Here is a 14,335-nt window from a genome sequence, read left to right on the forward strand (position 1 = left end):
AAGAACTATCTTCCCTACATGCTCATGTACTGAGGGGGAACAAGGATGAACTTAATTTTAATGGGGCTTCCTGGTGCTGGTAAAGGTACACAAGCCGAACAGATTGTAGCCAAGTATAACATCCCTCACATTTCAACAGGAGATATGTTCCGTGCAGCTATGAAGGCTGAAACTGAAATGGGTCTACAAGCAAAATCTTTTATTGATAAAGGTGCACTTGTTCCAGATGAAGTTACAATCGGAATTGTTCGTGAACGTTTAAGTCAAGAAGACTGCGTAAGAGGTTTCTTACTAGACGGTTTCCCACGAACTGTTGCACAAGCATCAGCTCTTGAAGAGATTATGAAAGATCTTGGCAAAAAAATCGACTATGTTTTAAACATTAATGTGGATTCAGGGTTGTTATTAAAACGCCTTACAGGCCGTCGCATTTGTAAAGAGTGCGGTGCGACTTACCACTTAGAATTCAATCCACCAGCAAAAGCTGATGTGTGCGATAAATGTGGTGGCGAATTATACCAACGTTCTGATGACAATGAAGAAACTGTAGCAAATCGTTTAGATGTAAATATTAAGCAAACAAAACCTTTGCTTGATTTCTACGACGAGCTTGGTTACTTAAAAAGCATTAATGGTGAGCAAGATATCAATAAAGTATTTGCTGATATCGATGTTCTCATCGGAGGCTTAGCGTAATGATCATCTGCAAAACTCCTCGCGAGATAGAAATCATGCGAGAAGCTGGCAGAATCGTTGCTTTAACTCATCAAGAGTTGAAACAGCACATTACTCCAGGAATTACAACGAAAGAGCTCGATCAAATAGCGGAAAAGACGATTCAAAAATATGGTGCTACGCCATCTTTTAAAGGATACAACGGATTTCCGGGGAGCATATGTGCTTCTGTAAATGAAGAGCTTGTACACGGAATTCCAGGAAAGCGCAAGCTCAAAGAGGGCGATATCATCAGTATCGATATTGGTGCGAAATACAATGGGTACCATGGAGATTCTGCATGGACGTATCCAGTTGGAAACATTTCTGAATCTGTTCAAAAGCTACTTGATGTCACAGAAAAATCGTTGTATCTTGGTCTAGAACAAGTAAAACCAGGCGAGAGATTATCAAATATCTCACATGCGGTTCAAACCCATGCTGAAGAGAATGGATTCTCGATCGTTAGGGAGTATGTTGGTCACGGAATCGGGCAAGACTTACATGAGGACCCTCAAATCCCGCACTATGGTCCACCAAATAGAGGCCCTAGATTAAAGCCGGGAATGGTCATCTGTGTTGAGCCGATGGTGAATCAAGGAAGACGATATGTAAAAACACTATCTGATGACTGGACAGTGGTAACGGTAGATGGTAAATGGTGTGCCCATTTTGAGCACACGATTGCTCTTACAGAAGCAGGATACGAAATCCTTACCACTTTATAAGTAGCTGGCTCTCCGGGATTTCAGAGCAGTGTAAAATGTTACTGATTTGAAGAAGGGAGAACTATTGAATGGCTAAAGATGATGTAATTGAAGTCGAAGGTACCGTTCTTGAAACGTTGCCAAATGCTATGTTCAAAGTAGAATTAGAGAATGGGCATGTCGTATTGGCTCACGTTTCTGGTAAAATCCGTATGAACTTCATTCGTATTTTACCAGGAGACAAAGTTACGGTAGAATTATCTCCGTACGATTTAAATCGTGGTCGTATTACGTACCGTTTTAAATAATATAGCACTCCGTAATCTTTAAGGAGGTTCGAGACATGAAAGTAAGACCGTCAGTTAAACCAATCTGCGAAAAATGTAAAGTTATTCGTAGACGTGGAAAAGTAATGGTTATTTGTGAAAACCCTAAACATAAACAAAAACAAGGTTAATCAGAAGGAGGTGCATTCAGAATGGCACGTATCGCAGGTGTAGATATTCCTCGAGACAAACGCGTTGTTATTTCTTTAACTTACGTATTCGGCATTGGTCGCACAACTGCTGAAAAAATTCTTACTGAAGCTGGTATTTCTTCAGAAACACGAGTTCGTGATTTAACGGAAGACGAATTAGGACGTATCCGTGATGTTATCGATCGTATTAAAGTTGAGGGAGACCTTCGTCGTGAAGTATCTCTTAACATTAAACGTCTAATGGAGATCGGTTCTTACCGTGGTCTTCGTCACCGTCGTGGTTTACCAGTTCGTGGTCAAAATTCTAAAAACAATGCTCGTACACGTAAAGGTCCACGTCGTACAGTAGCAAATAAAAAGAAATAATAAGTAAAGGAGGTTGAACTAACAATGGCACGTAAAACAAACACTCGTAAAAAACGTGTGAAAAAGAATATCGAAGCTGGTATAGCTCATATTCGTTCTACTTTCAACAACACAATCGTAACACTTACAGATACTCACGGTAACGCACTTTCTTGGTCTAGTGCTGGTGCACTTGGTTTCCGTGGATCTCGTAAATCTACTCCATTCGCTGCGCAAATGGCTGCTGAAGCTGCTGCTAAAGTTGCAATGGAGCACGGTTTAAAAACTTTAGAGGTTACTGTTAAAGGTCCTGGTGCTGGTCGTGAAGCTGCAATTCGTGCTCTTCAAGCTGCAGGTCTAGAAGTAACAGCAATTAGAGATGTTACTCCAGTTCCTCATAATGGATGTCGTCCGCCAAAACGTCGTCGTGTGTAATTTTTCTGTATAGAATTTTCCCTTTTGTCTATAATGGATATGATGCATTATCGAGAAATTTCGTACAGAAACATCGCTTGTTGTGCACAATCGGGAACTGCCTAAGGGGGACTTTCGGTTAGACAGGGGTTATACCTTTGTTTAACCGGGGTTTCGACGTTTTGAAGGAGGGTTTAGTTAATGATTGAAATCGAAAAGCCGAAAATCGAAACGGTTGAACTTAACGAAGATGCTAAATATGGTAAATTCGTAATTGAACCGCTTGAGCGTGGATATGGTACTACTTTGGGTAACTCCTTACGTCGTATTCTTTTATCCTCACTCCCTGGTGCCGCTGTTACTGCTATCCAAATCGATGGCGTATTACATGAATTTTCAACAGTTGAGGGCGTAGTAGAAGACGTTACGACGATCATCTTAAACTTGAAAAAGTTAGCTCTTAAAATCTACTCTGAAGAAGAGAAGACGTTGGAAATTGATGTGCAGGGCGAAGGTATTGTCACAGCTGCTGATATTACTCACGATAGTGATGTAGAAATCTTAAATCCAGATTTACACATTGCAACGTTAGCAAAAGATGCGCATTTCCGCGTGCGTTTAACTGCAAAGCGTGGCCGTGGGTATACGCCAGCTGATGCAAATAAAAGCGAAGATCAACCAATAGGAGTAATTCCTATTGATTCTATTTATACTCCAGTATCACGTGTGACTTACCAAGTGGAAAAGACACGTGTCGGACAAGTGGCTAATTATGATAAGCTTACGCTTGATGTATGGACGGATGGAAGCATCGGGCCAAAAGAAGCTATCTCTTTAGGTGCCAAAATCTTAACTGAGCATTTAAATATCTTTGTTGGTTTAACTGATGAAGCACAAAATGCTGAGATTATGGTCGAGAAGGAAGAAGATCAAAAAGAGAAAGTTCTTGAGATGACTATCGAAGAACTAGACCTTTCTGTTCGTTCTTATAATTGCCTAAAACGTGCAGGAATTAATACTGTACAAGAGCTTGCGAACAAAACAGAAGAAGATATGATGAAAGTTCGTAACTTAGGACGTAAATCCTTAGAAGAAGTTAAACATAAACTTGAGGAATTAGGTTTAGGTTTACGTAAAGACGACTGAGGATTTAAACCCATGAACAAAGGAGGGAACTACGAATGGCATACAGAAAATTAGGCCGTACAAGTGCGCAACGTAAAGCTATGTTACGTGACTTAGCTACTGATTTAATTATCAACGAGCGCATCCAAACGACAGAAACTCGTGCAAAAGAACTTCGTTCTGTAGTGGAAAAAATGATCACTTTAGGTAAACGCGGAGATCTTCATGCTCGTCGTCAAGCAGCAGCTTTCATTCGCAATGAAGTAGCTAACGCTGAGACTGGTCAAGATGCACTTCAAAAATTATTCGCTGATGTAGCTCCACGCTATGCTGAGCGCCAAGGCGGATACACTCGTATTGCAAAAATTGGTCCACGTCGCGGAGACGCAGCACCAATGGTAATTATCGAGTTAGTATAATGATAATTAAAAGGGCAGGACAGTTCTTTTCAAGAAACTGGTCATGGCCCTTTTTTTTAAATATAAAAATAGGCGAGCTTGGCGAAGGAAAGGGTGCCTTCTATTGAAAAAAGAGAAACTTCGGATAGGAAATATATCATTTCAATATCCTGGGGCAGCCACGTATGCATTAAAAGATGTTTCATTTTCCTTATATGAGGGAGAATGGGTATCTATTATTGGACAAAACGGTTCAGGAAAGTCTACACTTGCAAAATTATTGAATGGTTTGTTTTTGCCGGAAGCAGGGACTATTACAGTAAATGATTCAATGGTTTTATCAGAGGAAACGGTATGGGATGTTCGAAAACAAATTGGAATGGTATTTCAAAATCCAGATAATCAATTTGTTGGAACAACAGTGCAAGATGATGTTGTATTTGGTTTAGAGAATATCGGAATGCCAAGAGAACAAATGATTGAAAGATTAGAACAGGCCTTACGACTTGTCCGTATGGAAGATTTTCTTAATGATGAGCCTCATTCCTTATCTGGTGGGCAAAAACAGCGAGTGGCAATAGCGGGCGTTTTAGCACTTCAGCCATCTATTTTAATATTAGATGAAGCAACGTCAATGTTAGATCCTCAAGGAAGACGTGAAGTAGTAGAAACGGTTAGACAACTTGTTAATCAAAAAGGTATTACCGTGTTATCAATTACGCACGATTTAGAAGAAGCGGCGCAGTCAGATCGTGTCATTATTTTAAATAAGGGAGAAATATTAGAGGAAGGGACTCCAGAGAAAATTTTCAAGTCCTCTCATATGCTCCAAGAAATTGGCTTAGATGTACCGTTTTCGGTGAAAATAGCAGAATTATTAAAAAGAAATGAAATTCTTTTGCAAAATACGCATCTTACAATGGAAAGCTTGGTGAACGAACTTTGGAGATTACATTCCAAAAAGTAGAACATCGTTATCAATATAAAACTCCATTTGAAAGACGCGCACTTTATGATGTAGACGTGTCGTTTCCAAGTGGGGGCTATTATGCCATTATCGGTCATACTGGTTCAGGTAAGTCGACGATGATTCAACATTTAAATGGTTTATTGCAGCCGACAAATGGTACAGTTCAAATTGGTGAACATTTGATTTCGGCAGGAAAGAAAGAAAAAAAGCTAAAGCCACTACGTAAAAAAGTAGGGGTTGTCTTTCAATTCCCGGAACATCAGTTGTTTGAAGAAACTGTGGAGAAAGATATTTGCTTCGGACCTACTAATTTCGGGGTATCTGGAGACGAAGCGAAGCAAAAGGCTAGAGAGGCAATAGAACTTGTAGGGCTAGAACCGGAACTGTTAACACGTTCTCCGTTCGAATTAAGTGGTGGACAAATGAGACGTGTTGCTATAGCGGGTGTACTGGCAATGGAACCTGAAGTGCTTGTATTAGATGAACCTACAGCAGGTCTAGATCCAAAAGGGCAGAACGAACTTATGCAGATGTTTTATAAGTTGCATAAGGAGAAAGGGCTTACAGTTATCCTTGTAACGCATAATATGGAAGATGCTGCTCAGTATGCGGAACAAATTGTAGTTATGCATAAAGGAACGGTCTTTTTGCAAGGAAGTGCAGAGGAAGTATTTTCACATGCTGATGAACTAGAGAAAATTGGTGTGGATCTTCCTATGTCATTAAAGTATAAACGTGCAATTGAAGAGAAGTTTGGTATTTCAATTCCAAAGGCTACCTTATCTTTAGAGGATCTTACTCATGAAGTTGTGCAGGTGTTACGAAAAGGTGGTCATGAATCATGCAGCAGTTGATTATTGGGAGATATATCCCGGGGAATTCACTTATTCATCAACTTGATCCACGTACGAAGCTGCTGATTGTCTTTTTATATGTATTTGTTGTTTTCTTAGCAAATAATGCGATTTCATATGGATTTTTATTTTTATATGCACTCATTGCTTTATTTTTTGCAAAAGTGCCGATTCGTTATGTACTTTCGGGCTTAAAACCAATTTTATGGATTTTTCTTTTTACATTTTTCCTGCATATTTTTACAAATAAAGAGGGGGATGTACTACTCCAGCTTGGTTGGTTTTCGATACATGAAAAAGGATTAGAGCAAGGGATATACATTTCTGTACGGTTCTTCGTTATTATTTTAATGACGACATTATTAACGTTAACGACGACACCTATTGAAATTACAGATGGTTTGGAGACGTTATTAAAGCCATTGAAGCGTATAAAGGTTCCTGTTCATGAAATCGCATTAATGATGTCAATTTCTCTTCGTTTTATCCCGACATTAATGGATGAAACGAGTAAAATAATGAAAGCACAAGCATCACGTGGTATTGATTTCGCTGGTGGACCGATAAAAGATAGAATGAAAGCTATTATCTCACTGCTCGTTCCTCTGTTTATCAGTGCTTTTAAGCGTGCAGAGGACTTAGCTATTGCGATGGAAGCTCGTGGATATCAAAGTGGTGAAGGACGTACTAAATTTAGGCAACTACGCTGGAAAACAAGCGATACAGTAACGATTGTAAGCTTATTTTGTTTAGCTTGTATTTTGGCATGGGTGCGATCGTAATGGAGAATAGAGAAATGGATAGAATAAAATGTACGGTTGCATATGATGGTATGCATTTTTGTGGTTATCAAATTCAGCCGAAGCATCGTACTGTTCAACAGGAGATAGAAAAAGCATTACAGAAATTGCATAAGGGAGAACTTGTTCGTGTTCAGGCGTCTGGTAGAACAGATTCTACGGTTCATGCAAAAGGGCAAGTAATACACTTTGATACTCCTTTGTCTCTTGAGGAGTGGCAATGGAATAACGCTTTAAATACAATGTTGCCAGATGATATTGTTATTAGGCGAGTAGAGAAAAAAACAGAAGAATTTCATGCACGTTACGGTGTTGAGAAAAAAGAATATCGTTATCGTGTATTATTATCAAAGACTGCGGATGTATTCCGTAGAAATTACGTATATCAATATCCATATCCGCTCGAAATCAATTCTATAAGAAAAGCAATTCCTTATTTTATTGGAACGCATGATTTCACTTCTTTTTGCTCGGCAAAAACTGACAAAAAAGATAAAGTGCGAACAATTTATGAAATCGAGTTAATTGAGCAAGATGATGAATTAATTTTTCGTTTTGTAGGTAATGGATTTTTATATAATATGGTCAGAATTATTGTTGGTACGTTACTTAACGTAGGGCAAGGAAAGCTTGATCCTGATAGCATTCCAGAGATTTTAGCGAAACAAAATCGTCAGTTTGCTGGAAAGATGGCTCCAGGTCATGGGCTTTACCTATGGGAGGTAAACTATAACAACTAATCCTGGTGTAACATTTGCTTGACATTAGAAACTCAAAAGTATATCATAACATATGGTATTGTTTCTAAAACCACGATTAGCCCCGGAAGGAAATCGTGTTTAAGATAAACAATAGATTTTTTCTATGGAAAAGATAACGAGGAGGGAAACACATGCGTACGACTTTTATGGCAAAAGCTAACGAAGTTGAGCGTAAATGGTATGTGGTTGATGCTGAAGGTCAAACTTTAGGTCGCCTATCTACTGAAGTAGCATCCATTTTACGTGGTAAAAACAAACCTACATTTACACCACACGTTGACACGGGTGATCATGTAATTATTATTAACGCTGAGAAAATTCATTTAACAGGTAATAAATTAAACGATAAAATTTACTACCGTCACACTAACCACCCAGGTGGACTTAAGCAAAGAACAGCTCTTGAAATGCGTACAAACTACCCTGTACAAATGTTAGAGCTTGCAATTAAAGGCATGCTTCCAAAAGGACGCTTAGGCCGTCAAGTTTCTAAGAAACTTAACGTGTATGCTGGAGCAGAGCATCCACACCAAGCACAAAAACCAGAAGTTTACGAACTTCGCGGATAATTAATTAAAGGAGGGCTTACTTTGGCACAGGTTCAATACTATGGCACTGGACGTCGTAAGAGTTCAGTAGCGCGCGTACGCCTAGTTCCAGGCGAAGGACGCGTTATCATTAACGGTCGTGATTTTGAAAACTATATCCCATTTGCTGCATTACGTGAAGTAGTGAAACAACCTCTAGTTGCAACAGAAACTTTAGGTAACTACGATGTACTTGTAAACGTAAATGGTGGTGGATACACTGGTCAAGCTGGTGCTATTCGTCACGGTATTTCTCGCGCTTTATTAAAAGCTGATCCAGAATACCGTCTAACACTAAAACGTGCAGGTCTATTAACTCGTGACGCACGTATGAAAGAGCGTAAAAAATACGGTCTTAAAGGCGCACGTCGTGCACCTCAGTTCTCAAAACGTTAATTTTTGCGAACTACAAACCCCAACCATTTTGGTTGGGGTTTTTTTGTGTTTCATTCCTCTTTTACAATTTTTTTAGCTTGGAATATTTTAGTGCTACGGCCTCGCGTATGCTTCTTCTTTAGAAGTTTAGACTATACGTATTAGGGAGGTTTATAAGTACTATGAATGTCATTGTCAGCTTACAAGAAAAACAAAAAGAAAAGCAGTTAAAATACGAGCGGAAGATGCTGCGAGAATTATCATTAAAAACATTGCGCTCAAATATTCGTGATGCCTTTCAAATGCAAGAGCTTCATCGTCAGTATGAAGATTACTGTATTGAATTAGGGATAGAATCTTATTTATTAGGAGCGAGATATAGTAAATTTGGTTATTATGGTGAATCGTTTTTTGATGTGAAATATAGAGCTTTAGAAGAAGAACAACAATTAACTGAAACGCTATTTCAATTTTTAACGAGTATGACTATGCGAGAAATAAAGTTGAAAGATGAGGAATTACTTTTTGAATCTTGTCAGCAGTTTATAGGATTGTGGTGGCAAGAAGGGTATGAAAAAGGTGAAAGAAGATATCGATTAAAGCTTCATTAAGACAAGCATAAACTTTCCTCTTGTCCCATATAAGTAATTAGAGGGACTAGCTGGAGGAGGAAAGGTATGAAGAGAATTCGAATTATCTCTTTTGCACTCGCTGCGGTTGTTTTGTTTTTTTTAGTCAAACAAGAATTTCAAATCACAAAATCGTGGCGAGCTTGGAATTTACCCTTATCAGGGAAAGTAATCGTATTAGATGCTGGGCATGGTGGACCAGATGGAGGGGCTGTTGGTGGAAAGGATATTATAGAAAAGGATATTACGCTTGAAATTACAAAAAAGGTACAAGACTATTTACAAGAACAAGGTGCACTAGTTATTTTAACGCGTGAGGGAGATTATGATTTAGCTAACAAAGATACAAAGTCATATAGTAGACGTAAAGCGGAGGATTTAAAAAAACGTGTAGAAATCATCAATAAACCAGATATAGACTTTTTTGCAAGCATTCATTTAAATGCTTTAACTAGTAGTGGATCGAAAGGCGCACAAACATTCTACTATCGCTCTTCAATTGAAAATGAACGTGCTGCTAAATTTATACAGGCTGAATTGAGAACGAGTTTAGAAAATACGAATCGTTCTGCTAAAACAATCTCTCACGTATACTTATTGAAGTATGCGAAAACACCAGGTGCTTTAATTGAAGCCGGCTTTTTATCGAATGTGAACGAAAGGTATATGTTAAATTCGGAGAAATATCAACAGAAGGTAGCAGCTGCAATATACCGTGGTATATTGCGTTATTTCACGGAAAAAGGAAATCCTCCAGAATAAGGAGGATTTTTTTGAGTTTCTCTCGTTAACGAAGTTTTCGGAAAATATGTTATACTGGAAATGTAAACGCATTAATTTGAAGAATAAACAAAGATGAATTCAATTAACATTACGTTATTTTTCATACAGGGGGCTGGGTTAATTATGGTAACGAAAGAACAAGTGGTTGAAGCGTTAGAAGGGATTGTAGATCCGTTTTTACATAAAACATTAAAAGAAACAAGTGCAATTAAAGAGGTAACAGTCAAGCCTGAGAAGGAACATGTGAGTGTCAAAATTGCAATCGTAAAAACTGGTACAGCGGAACAAATGCAGTTGCAGTCTGGAATTGTAAAGTTAGTAAAAGAACTTGGAGCAGCAACAGTTGGACTTCGTTTTGCAGAATTTACAGAAGAGGAATTAGCTCAGTTTGCACCAGAACAAGAAGCAGAGCAAAGTGAATCTTTATTGTCACCAAATTCAAAAACGACATTCTTAGCAGTAGCGAGTGGAAAAGGTGGCGTGGGAAAATCAACCGTTTCCGTTAACCTTGCAGTTGCTTTAGCTCGTTTAGGAAAAAAAGTTGGTATTATTGATGCGGACATTTACGGTTTTAGTGTGCCAGACATGATGGGGATAGAAAAACGTCCCATCGTAAGAGGTGACAAGATAATTCCGGTGGAACGTTTAGGTGTAAAGGTAATCTCAATGGGCTTCTTTGTAGAGGATAATGCACCAGTTATTTGGAGAGGACCTATGCTTGGGAAAATGTTAAACCACTTCTTCACAGAAGTGGAATGGGGCGATTTAGATTATTTAGTACTAGATTTACCACCAGGAACAGGTGATGTTGCGTTAGATGTGCACTCAATGTTGCCATCTTGCAAAGAGATTATTGTAACGACGCCTCATCCAACAGCTGCGTTTGTAGCAGCGCGTGCTGGAGCGATGGCATTACGCACTGAACATAGTATTCTCGGTGTTGTTGAGAACATGGCATATTTTGAAAGTAAGGTAACTGGTGAGAAAGAATATGTATTTGGAAGAGGCGGGGGAGATAAGTTGGCTACCGAACTACAAACAAATGTTCTTGGTCGTATTCCGCTGCAACAACCTGATTGGAATAAAGAAGACTTTGCTCCTTCAGTATATGAAGATACACATACAACCGGCATTATTTATAGTAAAATAGCCGAAGTGGTAATTGATAAAACAGCTGTTACACAAAAATAAAGTGAAACTTTAATCAGTGGAGTTCATCTGTTACTGGCAACAATAAGGGTTTTGTTACTAGTAAACTTTTCGCTTAACTAGAGGGCCATTTTGTCTGTTAATAGCAAGATAAAGTAATAACGAGTGGACAATTTATACATTGTCCACTCGTTATTATAGTTATTATTTTCACTGTTCTTCCTTCTTCTCGCCTTGAGAACCACCGTCACCGCCTGCTTCTTTCTTATCAGATCCACCTTTTTCAGCCTTTTGTACACCTTTACTAATGATATCAATCATCTTGGATTGGAAGAGTGGACTTTCAGCAGTTTCTGTTAGTACTTGTTGTAGATATTGACGGTATTCTTTACTCTTCATTGTTTGTAACATCATTTTTTCTACTTCAGGATTTTTCATGATTTCTATAACGCCTGCTTGGTATTCAGGGTCTTTTAATAAGGTTTTCATTAATTGGGTTTGTTCTTTCCCCATACTTTTAGCGAACTTCGATGAGAACTCAGGATCTTTAAAGAGCTTTTCCCAGAATTGTTGCCCTTTATCGGATACCATTGCATCTTCAATCGTTTTCTTTACTACTGTTTCATCTAGTATGAGTGCTTGTTTCATTTTTTCATCAGTTAATACATCTTGAATAGCTTTCTTACCTTGATCTGTTTTTAAAATATCAACAATCATTTTCTTTGTTTGATCGTAATCTAGTTCGGATTTCGTTTCTTTTCCTTGTGCGCATGCTACAAGTGCGATAAGTAGAAAAGAAGAAACGAAAATGAATAGTATCCGTTTCATAAGTTGGAACTCCTTTCAGCACAGTTCTCTCTTTTTAATATAAATATCTTTAAGGAATTTATACATGAACATGGCTAGCTTTTTGAAATTGTCATTGATACAATTTAATTAGAAATATAAGGATAATGGGGGATGTGTTGTGAATAGCCGCAAGTGGGTACGACTATTTTTAACGACGTTGTTTCTTGGTGGGATTAGCACAGTTATTATTGGTTTTGTTTTGGAGTGGGACAGGTACAATGAATTTTTTCAAAATTTCGACGTTAAGGAGATTTTAGCGGTATCTTTCTGGTTGATGGGGGTAGGATTTATTTTTAGCGTTATAAGTCAAATGGGATTCTTTGCATATTTAACAATCCATCGTTTTGGACTAGGGATGTTTCGCTCATCGTCTTTATGGAATGCAGTCCAGCTCTTCTTTATTGCATTCGTATTATTTGATTTTGTGTATTTAAGGTCTGTACTTATTGCAAATGGGGAAGTCTCATTGGGGAATAACATACTTGTTGCTGGAATTTTATTTGTGTTTGGAGCAATTGTTGCTTATGTAAAAAGTAAAGAAACAAATAAAAAAGCATTTGTGCCAGCTCTGTTCTTTATGGTTGTTGTAACAATTCTTGAATGGGTACCGGCGCTTCGGATTAATGATACAGATTGGTTATATTTAATGGTTATACCGCTATTGTTATGTAATGCATATCAATTACTTGTATTACATCGTTTAATCGGAAAAACGAGTAAACCTGCTTAATAGAGAGAGGTTTTATACACCGGCAGTTATATTACTGGAAATGGTGTGATTAAAAAAGCTCTACCACCTTCTTGAAAGGTAGTAGAGCTTTTTATACGTGAAGAGTAGTAGGGACGAAGCTATTTCACATCTTCACTTTTCGTACTTGTGTTGGAAATAAGTTGTGATACGGATATTTGCTCATATCCATCACTTTTTAATTTTTGCAGGAGCAGCGGTAAAGCTCTATTTGTTTGAAGGGCAGAATCGGATGCGTGTAATAAGACAATATCTCCACCTTTCAAATTATTAGAGACGGTGGAAACGATGTGGTTTACACCTGGGTTTTTCCAATCGTTTGAATTATTACTCCAATGCACGACGGTGTATCCAAGTGATTCTGCAATTTTAAGGGTTGCCTTGTTAAATTCGCCACTAGGTGGACGTAACAGTTTGACTTGTTTTACACCAAGTTTTGTAAAAACATCTTGTGCTCGTAAAAGGTCTCGTCTTATTTCATTCGTCTCTAGAGAAGTATAAGATGTGTAATTGTAACCCATACTACCGATTTCGTGTCCATCTTTCATGATGCGCTCTACAATATCGGGGTGTCTTTCGGCCCATGCAGCAGAAAGGAAGAAGGTTGCATTCTTAATTTCTCTTTCTTTAAGAGTATCAAGGATTGGAATTGCTTTTTTGTCTCCCCAACTAATATCAAACGTAAATGCAACTTGCTTTTTAGCGGTATCTCCTTTGTAAATTACTTTAGGGCCTGTAGCAGTTGAAAAAGCAGATTCATGTGAATATGTTTTTAAAAAGAGTAGCCATGCTGTAAATAAGGAAAGTATCACTATTAAGCTAATGTGTTTAAAAGTTCTTTTACTCGTAATAAAAAAGAAAAACATAATATTACGCCCCTTTGTCCAATCCTTTTCAGTTACATATATGCTGGAAATATAAAAAAGAGAACAAAGGATTAATATCGTAAGTAGTGGATATAATGAATGATAGGATTGTAATAAGTGAAAATGAGCGGAACGTTTATTGTTACGTAAGGAATTATTGAGGTGATCATTTGCTTGGGCTGATGTTGACAAAAGAAGAGAGAAAAGAGATGGAATACATATTAAAGAGAGAGTTAGAGGAACTTTTATTTGATTTTGAAGATGAGCGTATTCATGAAGTTGTAAAAAAGGCGATGGAAGAAAGATATAAAATCATTTTTTGTTTGTTTCGGAGAGTTGCTAACGCAGAGGAATGTATTCGTTATGTAAGAAGAAGAACTTTTTATTAAAAAGTATTGACGTTAATAGTTTGTATATGGTAAATTAATAAACGTCGCTGATGCGGAAACGCAGAAAACGACAAAAAAGAAATTGAAAAACTTAGTTGACATCGAAAAACGAAGATGTTAACATAAGGAAGTCGCAAATGAGCGACCAAGTAGTTCTTTGAAAACTGAACGAAACAAACAACGTGAAACGTCAATTTTTATTTTTAGATGCTAGACAAACTAACTTTATTGGAGAGTTTGATCCTGGCTCAGGATGAACGCTGGCGGCGTGCCTAATACATGCAAGTCGAGCGAATGGATTGAGAGCTTGCTCTCAAGAAGTTAGCGGCGGACGGGTGAGTAACACGTGGGTAACCTGCCCATAAGACTGGGATAACTCCGGGAAACCGGGGCT

General features: G+C 38.1%; 21 protein-coding genes. 19 read left to right on the top strand and 2 right to left on the bottom strand.

Annotation, left to right across the window (positions count from 1 at the left end; genetic code table 11):
- The first annotated feature begins 45 nt into the window (after positions 1-45).
- The 17 genes from DOS87_RS00770 (at position 46) to DOS87_RS00850 (ending at position 11,131) form a co-directional block, all read left to right on the top strand.
- Positions 46-696 (top strand): adenylate kinase, encoded by a 651-nt coding sequence (locus tag DOS87_RS00770; protein ID WP_001048995.1) that lies wholly within the window; start codon positions 46-48, stop codon positions 694-696.
- A complete protein-coding gene (gene map / locus DOS87_RS00775) occupies positions 696-1,442 on the top strand; it encodes a type I methionyl aminopeptidase (protein ID WP_000582539.1) in 747 nt (248 codons plus the stop codon). Before DOS87_RS00770 ends, map begins: the two co-directional genes overlap by 1 nt.
- Before the next feature lie 68 nt (positions 1,443-1,510).
- Complete coding sequence (infA, locus tag DOS87_RS00780; protein WP_001029884.1) at positions 1,511-1,729, top strand: translation initiation factor IF-1; 219 nt, start codon at positions 1,511-1,513, stop codon at positions 1,727-1,729.
- Between the two features lie 35 nt (positions 1,730-1,764).
- Positions 1,765-1,878, top strand: a complete 114-nt coding sequence (rpmJ, locus tag DOS87_RS00785; RefSeq protein ID WP_000868344.1) for a 50S ribosomal protein L36 — start codon at positions 1,765-1,767, stop codon at positions 1,876-1,878.
- 21 nt (positions 1,879-1,899) lie between these two features.
- Positions 1,900-2,265: a 30S ribosomal protein S13 gene (gene rpsM, locus DOS87_RS00790; protein WP_000090792.1), complete on the top strand. Its 366-nt coding sequence runs from the start codon at positions 1,900-1,902 to the stop codon at positions 2,263-2,265.
- 24 nt (positions 2,266-2,289) lie between these two features.
- On the top strand, positions 2,290-2,679 hold the full coding sequence (gene rpsK, locus DOS87_RS00795; RefSeq protein ID WP_000101797.1) for a 30S ribosomal protein S11: 390 nt from the start codon (positions 2,290-2,292) through the stop codon (positions 2,677-2,679).
- 180 nt (positions 2,680-2,859) lie between these two features.
- The gene (locus DOS87_RS00800; protein WP_000569643.1) at positions 2,860-3,804 is read left to right on the top strand and encodes a DNA-directed RNA polymerase subunit alpha; all 945 of its coding nucleotides are present in this window, start codon (positions 2,860-2,862) and stop codon (positions 3,802-3,804) included.
- A gap of 35 nt (positions 3,805-3,839) precedes the next feature.
- Positions 3,840-4,202 (top strand): 50S ribosomal protein L17, encoded by a 363-nt coding sequence (rplQ, locus tag DOS87_RS00805; protein WP_000331490.1) that lies wholly within the window; start codon positions 3,840-3,842, stop codon positions 4,200-4,202.
- Positions 4,203-4,305: 103 nt separating this feature from the next.
- Positions 4,306-5,148: an energy-coupling factor ABC transporter ATP-binding protein gene (locus tag DOS87_RS00810; RefSeq protein ID WP_000711763.1), complete on the top strand. Its 843-nt coding sequence runs from the start codon at positions 4,306-4,308 to the stop codon at positions 5,146-5,148.
- Positions 5,124-6,005: an energy-coupling factor ABC transporter ATP-binding protein gene (locus tag DOS87_RS00815; RefSeq protein ID WP_000406529.1), complete on the top strand. Its 882-nt coding sequence runs from the start codon at positions 5,124-5,126 to the stop codon at positions 6,003-6,005. The genes DOS87_RS00810 and DOS87_RS00815 overlap by 25 nt, the downstream gene beginning before the upstream one ends.
- A complete protein-coding gene (locus tag DOS87_RS00820; protein WP_001186530.1) occupies positions 5,993-6,787 on the top strand; it encodes an energy-coupling factor transporter transmembrane component T family protein in 795 nt (264 codons plus the stop codon). The genes DOS87_RS00815 and DOS87_RS00820 overlap by 13 nt, the downstream gene beginning before the upstream one ends.
- Positions 6,788-6,801: 14 nt before the next feature.
- Entirely contained in the window at positions 6,802-7,545 is a 744-nt protein-coding gene (truA, locus tag DOS87_RS00825; RefSeq protein WP_002084072.1) for a tRNA pseudouridine(38-40) synthase TruA, read from the top strand.
- A 152-nt stretch (positions 7,546-7,697) separates the two neighbouring features.
- Complete coding sequence (gene rplM / locus DOS87_RS00830) at positions 7,698-8,135, top strand: 50S ribosomal protein L13 (protein WP_001260795.1); 438 nt, start codon at positions 7,698-7,700, stop codon at positions 8,133-8,135.
- A gap of 21 nt (positions 8,136-8,156) precedes the next feature.
- Positions 8,157-8,549 (top strand): 30S ribosomal protein S9, encoded by a 393-nt coding sequence (rpsI, locus tag DOS87_RS00835; protein WP_000079986.1) that lies wholly within the window; start codon positions 8,157-8,159, stop codon positions 8,547-8,549.
- A 161-nt stretch (positions 8,550-8,710) separates the two neighbouring features.
- Positions 8,711-9,139 carry a DUF2521 family protein gene (locus DOS87_RS00840; RefSeq protein WP_001101005.1) on the top strand — a complete coding sequence of 143 codons (429 nt, stop codon included), beginning with the start codon at positions 8,711-8,713 and terminating at the stop codon, positions 9,137-9,139.
- A 66-nt stretch (positions 9,140-9,205) separates the two neighbouring features.
- Positions 9,206-9,919, top strand: coding sequence for an N-acetylmuramoyl-L-alanine amidase CwlD (cwlD, locus tag DOS87_RS00845; RefSeq protein WP_000822437.1), 714 nt, complete (start codon positions 9,206-9,208; stop codon positions 9,917-9,919).
- 144 nt (positions 9,920-10,063) lie between these two features.
- The gene (locus DOS87_RS00850; protein WP_000256626.1) at positions 10,064-11,131 is read left to right on the top strand and encodes an Mrp/NBP35 family ATP-binding protein; all 1,068 of its coding nucleotides are present in this window, start codon (positions 10,064-10,066) and stop codon (positions 11,129-11,131) included.
- Positions 11,132-11,299: 168 nt separating this feature from the next.
- On the opposite strand, the gene gerD is transcribed toward DOS87_RS00850, so the two are convergent.
- On the bottom strand, positions 11,300-11,917 hold the full coding sequence (gerD, locus tag DOS87_RS00855; RefSeq protein ID WP_000821601.1) for a spore germination lipoprotein GerD: 618 nt from the start codon (positions 11,915-11,917) through the stop codon (positions 11,300-11,302).
- Positions 11,918-12,056: 139 nt separating this feature from the next.
- Here gerD and kbaA point away from each other — a divergent pair, with 139 nt between their 5' ends.
- Positions 12,057-12,668: a KinB signaling pathway activation protein KbaA gene (gene kbaA / locus DOS87_RS00860; RefSeq protein ID WP_001088533.1), complete on the top strand. Its 612-nt coding sequence runs from the start codon at positions 12,057-12,059 to the stop codon at positions 12,666-12,668.
- Between the two features lie 119 nt (positions 12,669-12,787).
- Here kbaA and pdaB read toward each other — a convergent pair whose 3' ends face one another.
- Positions 12,788-13,552 carry a polysaccharide deacetylase family sporulation protein PdaB gene (gene pdaB / locus DOS87_RS00865; RefSeq protein WP_000464716.1) on the bottom strand — a complete coding sequence of 255 codons (765 nt, stop codon included), beginning with the start codon at positions 13,550-13,552 and terminating at the stop codon, positions 12,788-12,790.
- Between the two features lie 170 nt (positions 13,553-13,722).
- On the opposite strand from pdaB, the gene DOS87_RS00870 reads away from it, so the two are divergent.
- Positions 13,723-13,941 carry a hypothetical protein gene (locus DOS87_RS00870; protein WP_000901146.1) on the top strand — a complete coding sequence of 73 codons (219 nt, stop codon included), beginning with the start codon at positions 13,723-13,725 and terminating at the stop codon, positions 13,939-13,941.
- The last annotated feature ends 394 nt before the right edge of the window (positions 13,942-14,335 follow it).

It is taken from the genome of Bacillus sp. CR71 (assembly GCF_003429245.1).
GTDB lineage: Bacteria > Bacillota > Bacilli > Bacillales > Bacillaceae_G > Bacillus_A > Bacillus_A thuringiensis_S.

What these genes read in the sequence shown, in the direction of transcription:
- DOS87_RS00770 (WP_001048995.1), top strand. Translation starts at nt 46, where the DNA reads ATGAACTTAATTTTAATGGGGCTTCCTGGTGCTGGTAAAGGTACACAA.
- map (WP_000582539.1), top strand. Translation starts at nt 696, where the DNA reads ATGATCATCTGCAAAACTCCTCGCGAGATAGAAATCATGCGAGAAGCT.
- infA (WP_001029884.1), top strand. Translation starts at nt 1,511, where the DNA reads ATGGCTAAAGATGATGTAATTGAAGTCGAAGGTACCGTTCTTGAAACG.
- rpmJ (WP_000868344.1), top strand. Translation starts at nt 1,765, where the DNA reads ATGAAAGTAAGACCGTCAGTTAAACCAATCTGCGAAAAATGTAAAGTT.
- rpsM (WP_000090792.1), top strand. Translation starts at nt 1,900, where the DNA reads ATGGCACGTATCGCAGGTGTAGATATTCCTCGAGACAAACGCGTTGTT.
- rpsK (WP_000101797.1), top strand. Translation starts at nt 2,290, where the DNA reads ATGGCACGTAAAACAAACACTCGTAAAAAACGTGTGAAAAAGAATATC.
- DOS87_RS00800 (WP_000569643.1), top strand. Translation starts at nt 2,860, where the DNA reads ATGATTGAAATCGAAAAGCCGAAAATCGAAACGGTTGAACTTAACGAA.
- rplQ (WP_000331490.1), top strand. Translation starts at nt 3,840, where the DNA reads ATGGCATACAGAAAATTAGGCCGTACAAGTGCGCAACGTAAAGCTATG.
- DOS87_RS00820 (WP_001186530.1), top strand. Translation starts at nt 5,993, where the DNA reads ATGCAGCAGTTGATTATTGGGAGATATATCCCGGGGAATTCACTTATT.
- truA (WP_002084072.1), top strand. Translation starts at nt 6,802, where the DNA reads ATGGATAGAATAAAATGTACGGTTGCATATGATGGTATGCATTTTTGT.
- rplM (WP_001260795.1), top strand. Translation starts at nt 7,698, where the DNA reads ATGCGTACGACTTTTATGGCAAAAGCTAACGAAGTTGAGCGTAAATGG.
- DOS87_RS00840 (WP_001101005.1), top strand. Translation starts at nt 8,711, where the DNA reads ATGAATGTCATTGTCAGCTTACAAGAAAAACAAAAAGAAAAGCAGTTA.
- cwlD (WP_000822437.1), top strand. Translation starts at nt 9,206, where the DNA reads ATGAAGAGAATTCGAATTATCTCTTTTGCACTCGCTGCGGTTGTTTTG.
- DOS87_RS00850 (WP_000256626.1), top strand. Translation starts at nt 10,064, where the DNA reads ATGGTAACGAAAGAACAAGTGGTTGAAGCGTTAGAAGGGATTGTAGAT.
- gerD (WP_000821601.1), bottom strand. Translation starts at nt 11,917, where the DNA reads ATGAAACGGATACTATTCATTTTCGTTTCTTCTTTTCTACTTATCGCA.
- pdaB (WP_000464716.1), bottom strand. Translation starts at nt 13,552, where the DNA reads ATGTTTTTCTTTTTTATTACGAGTAAAAGAACTTTTAAACACATTAGC.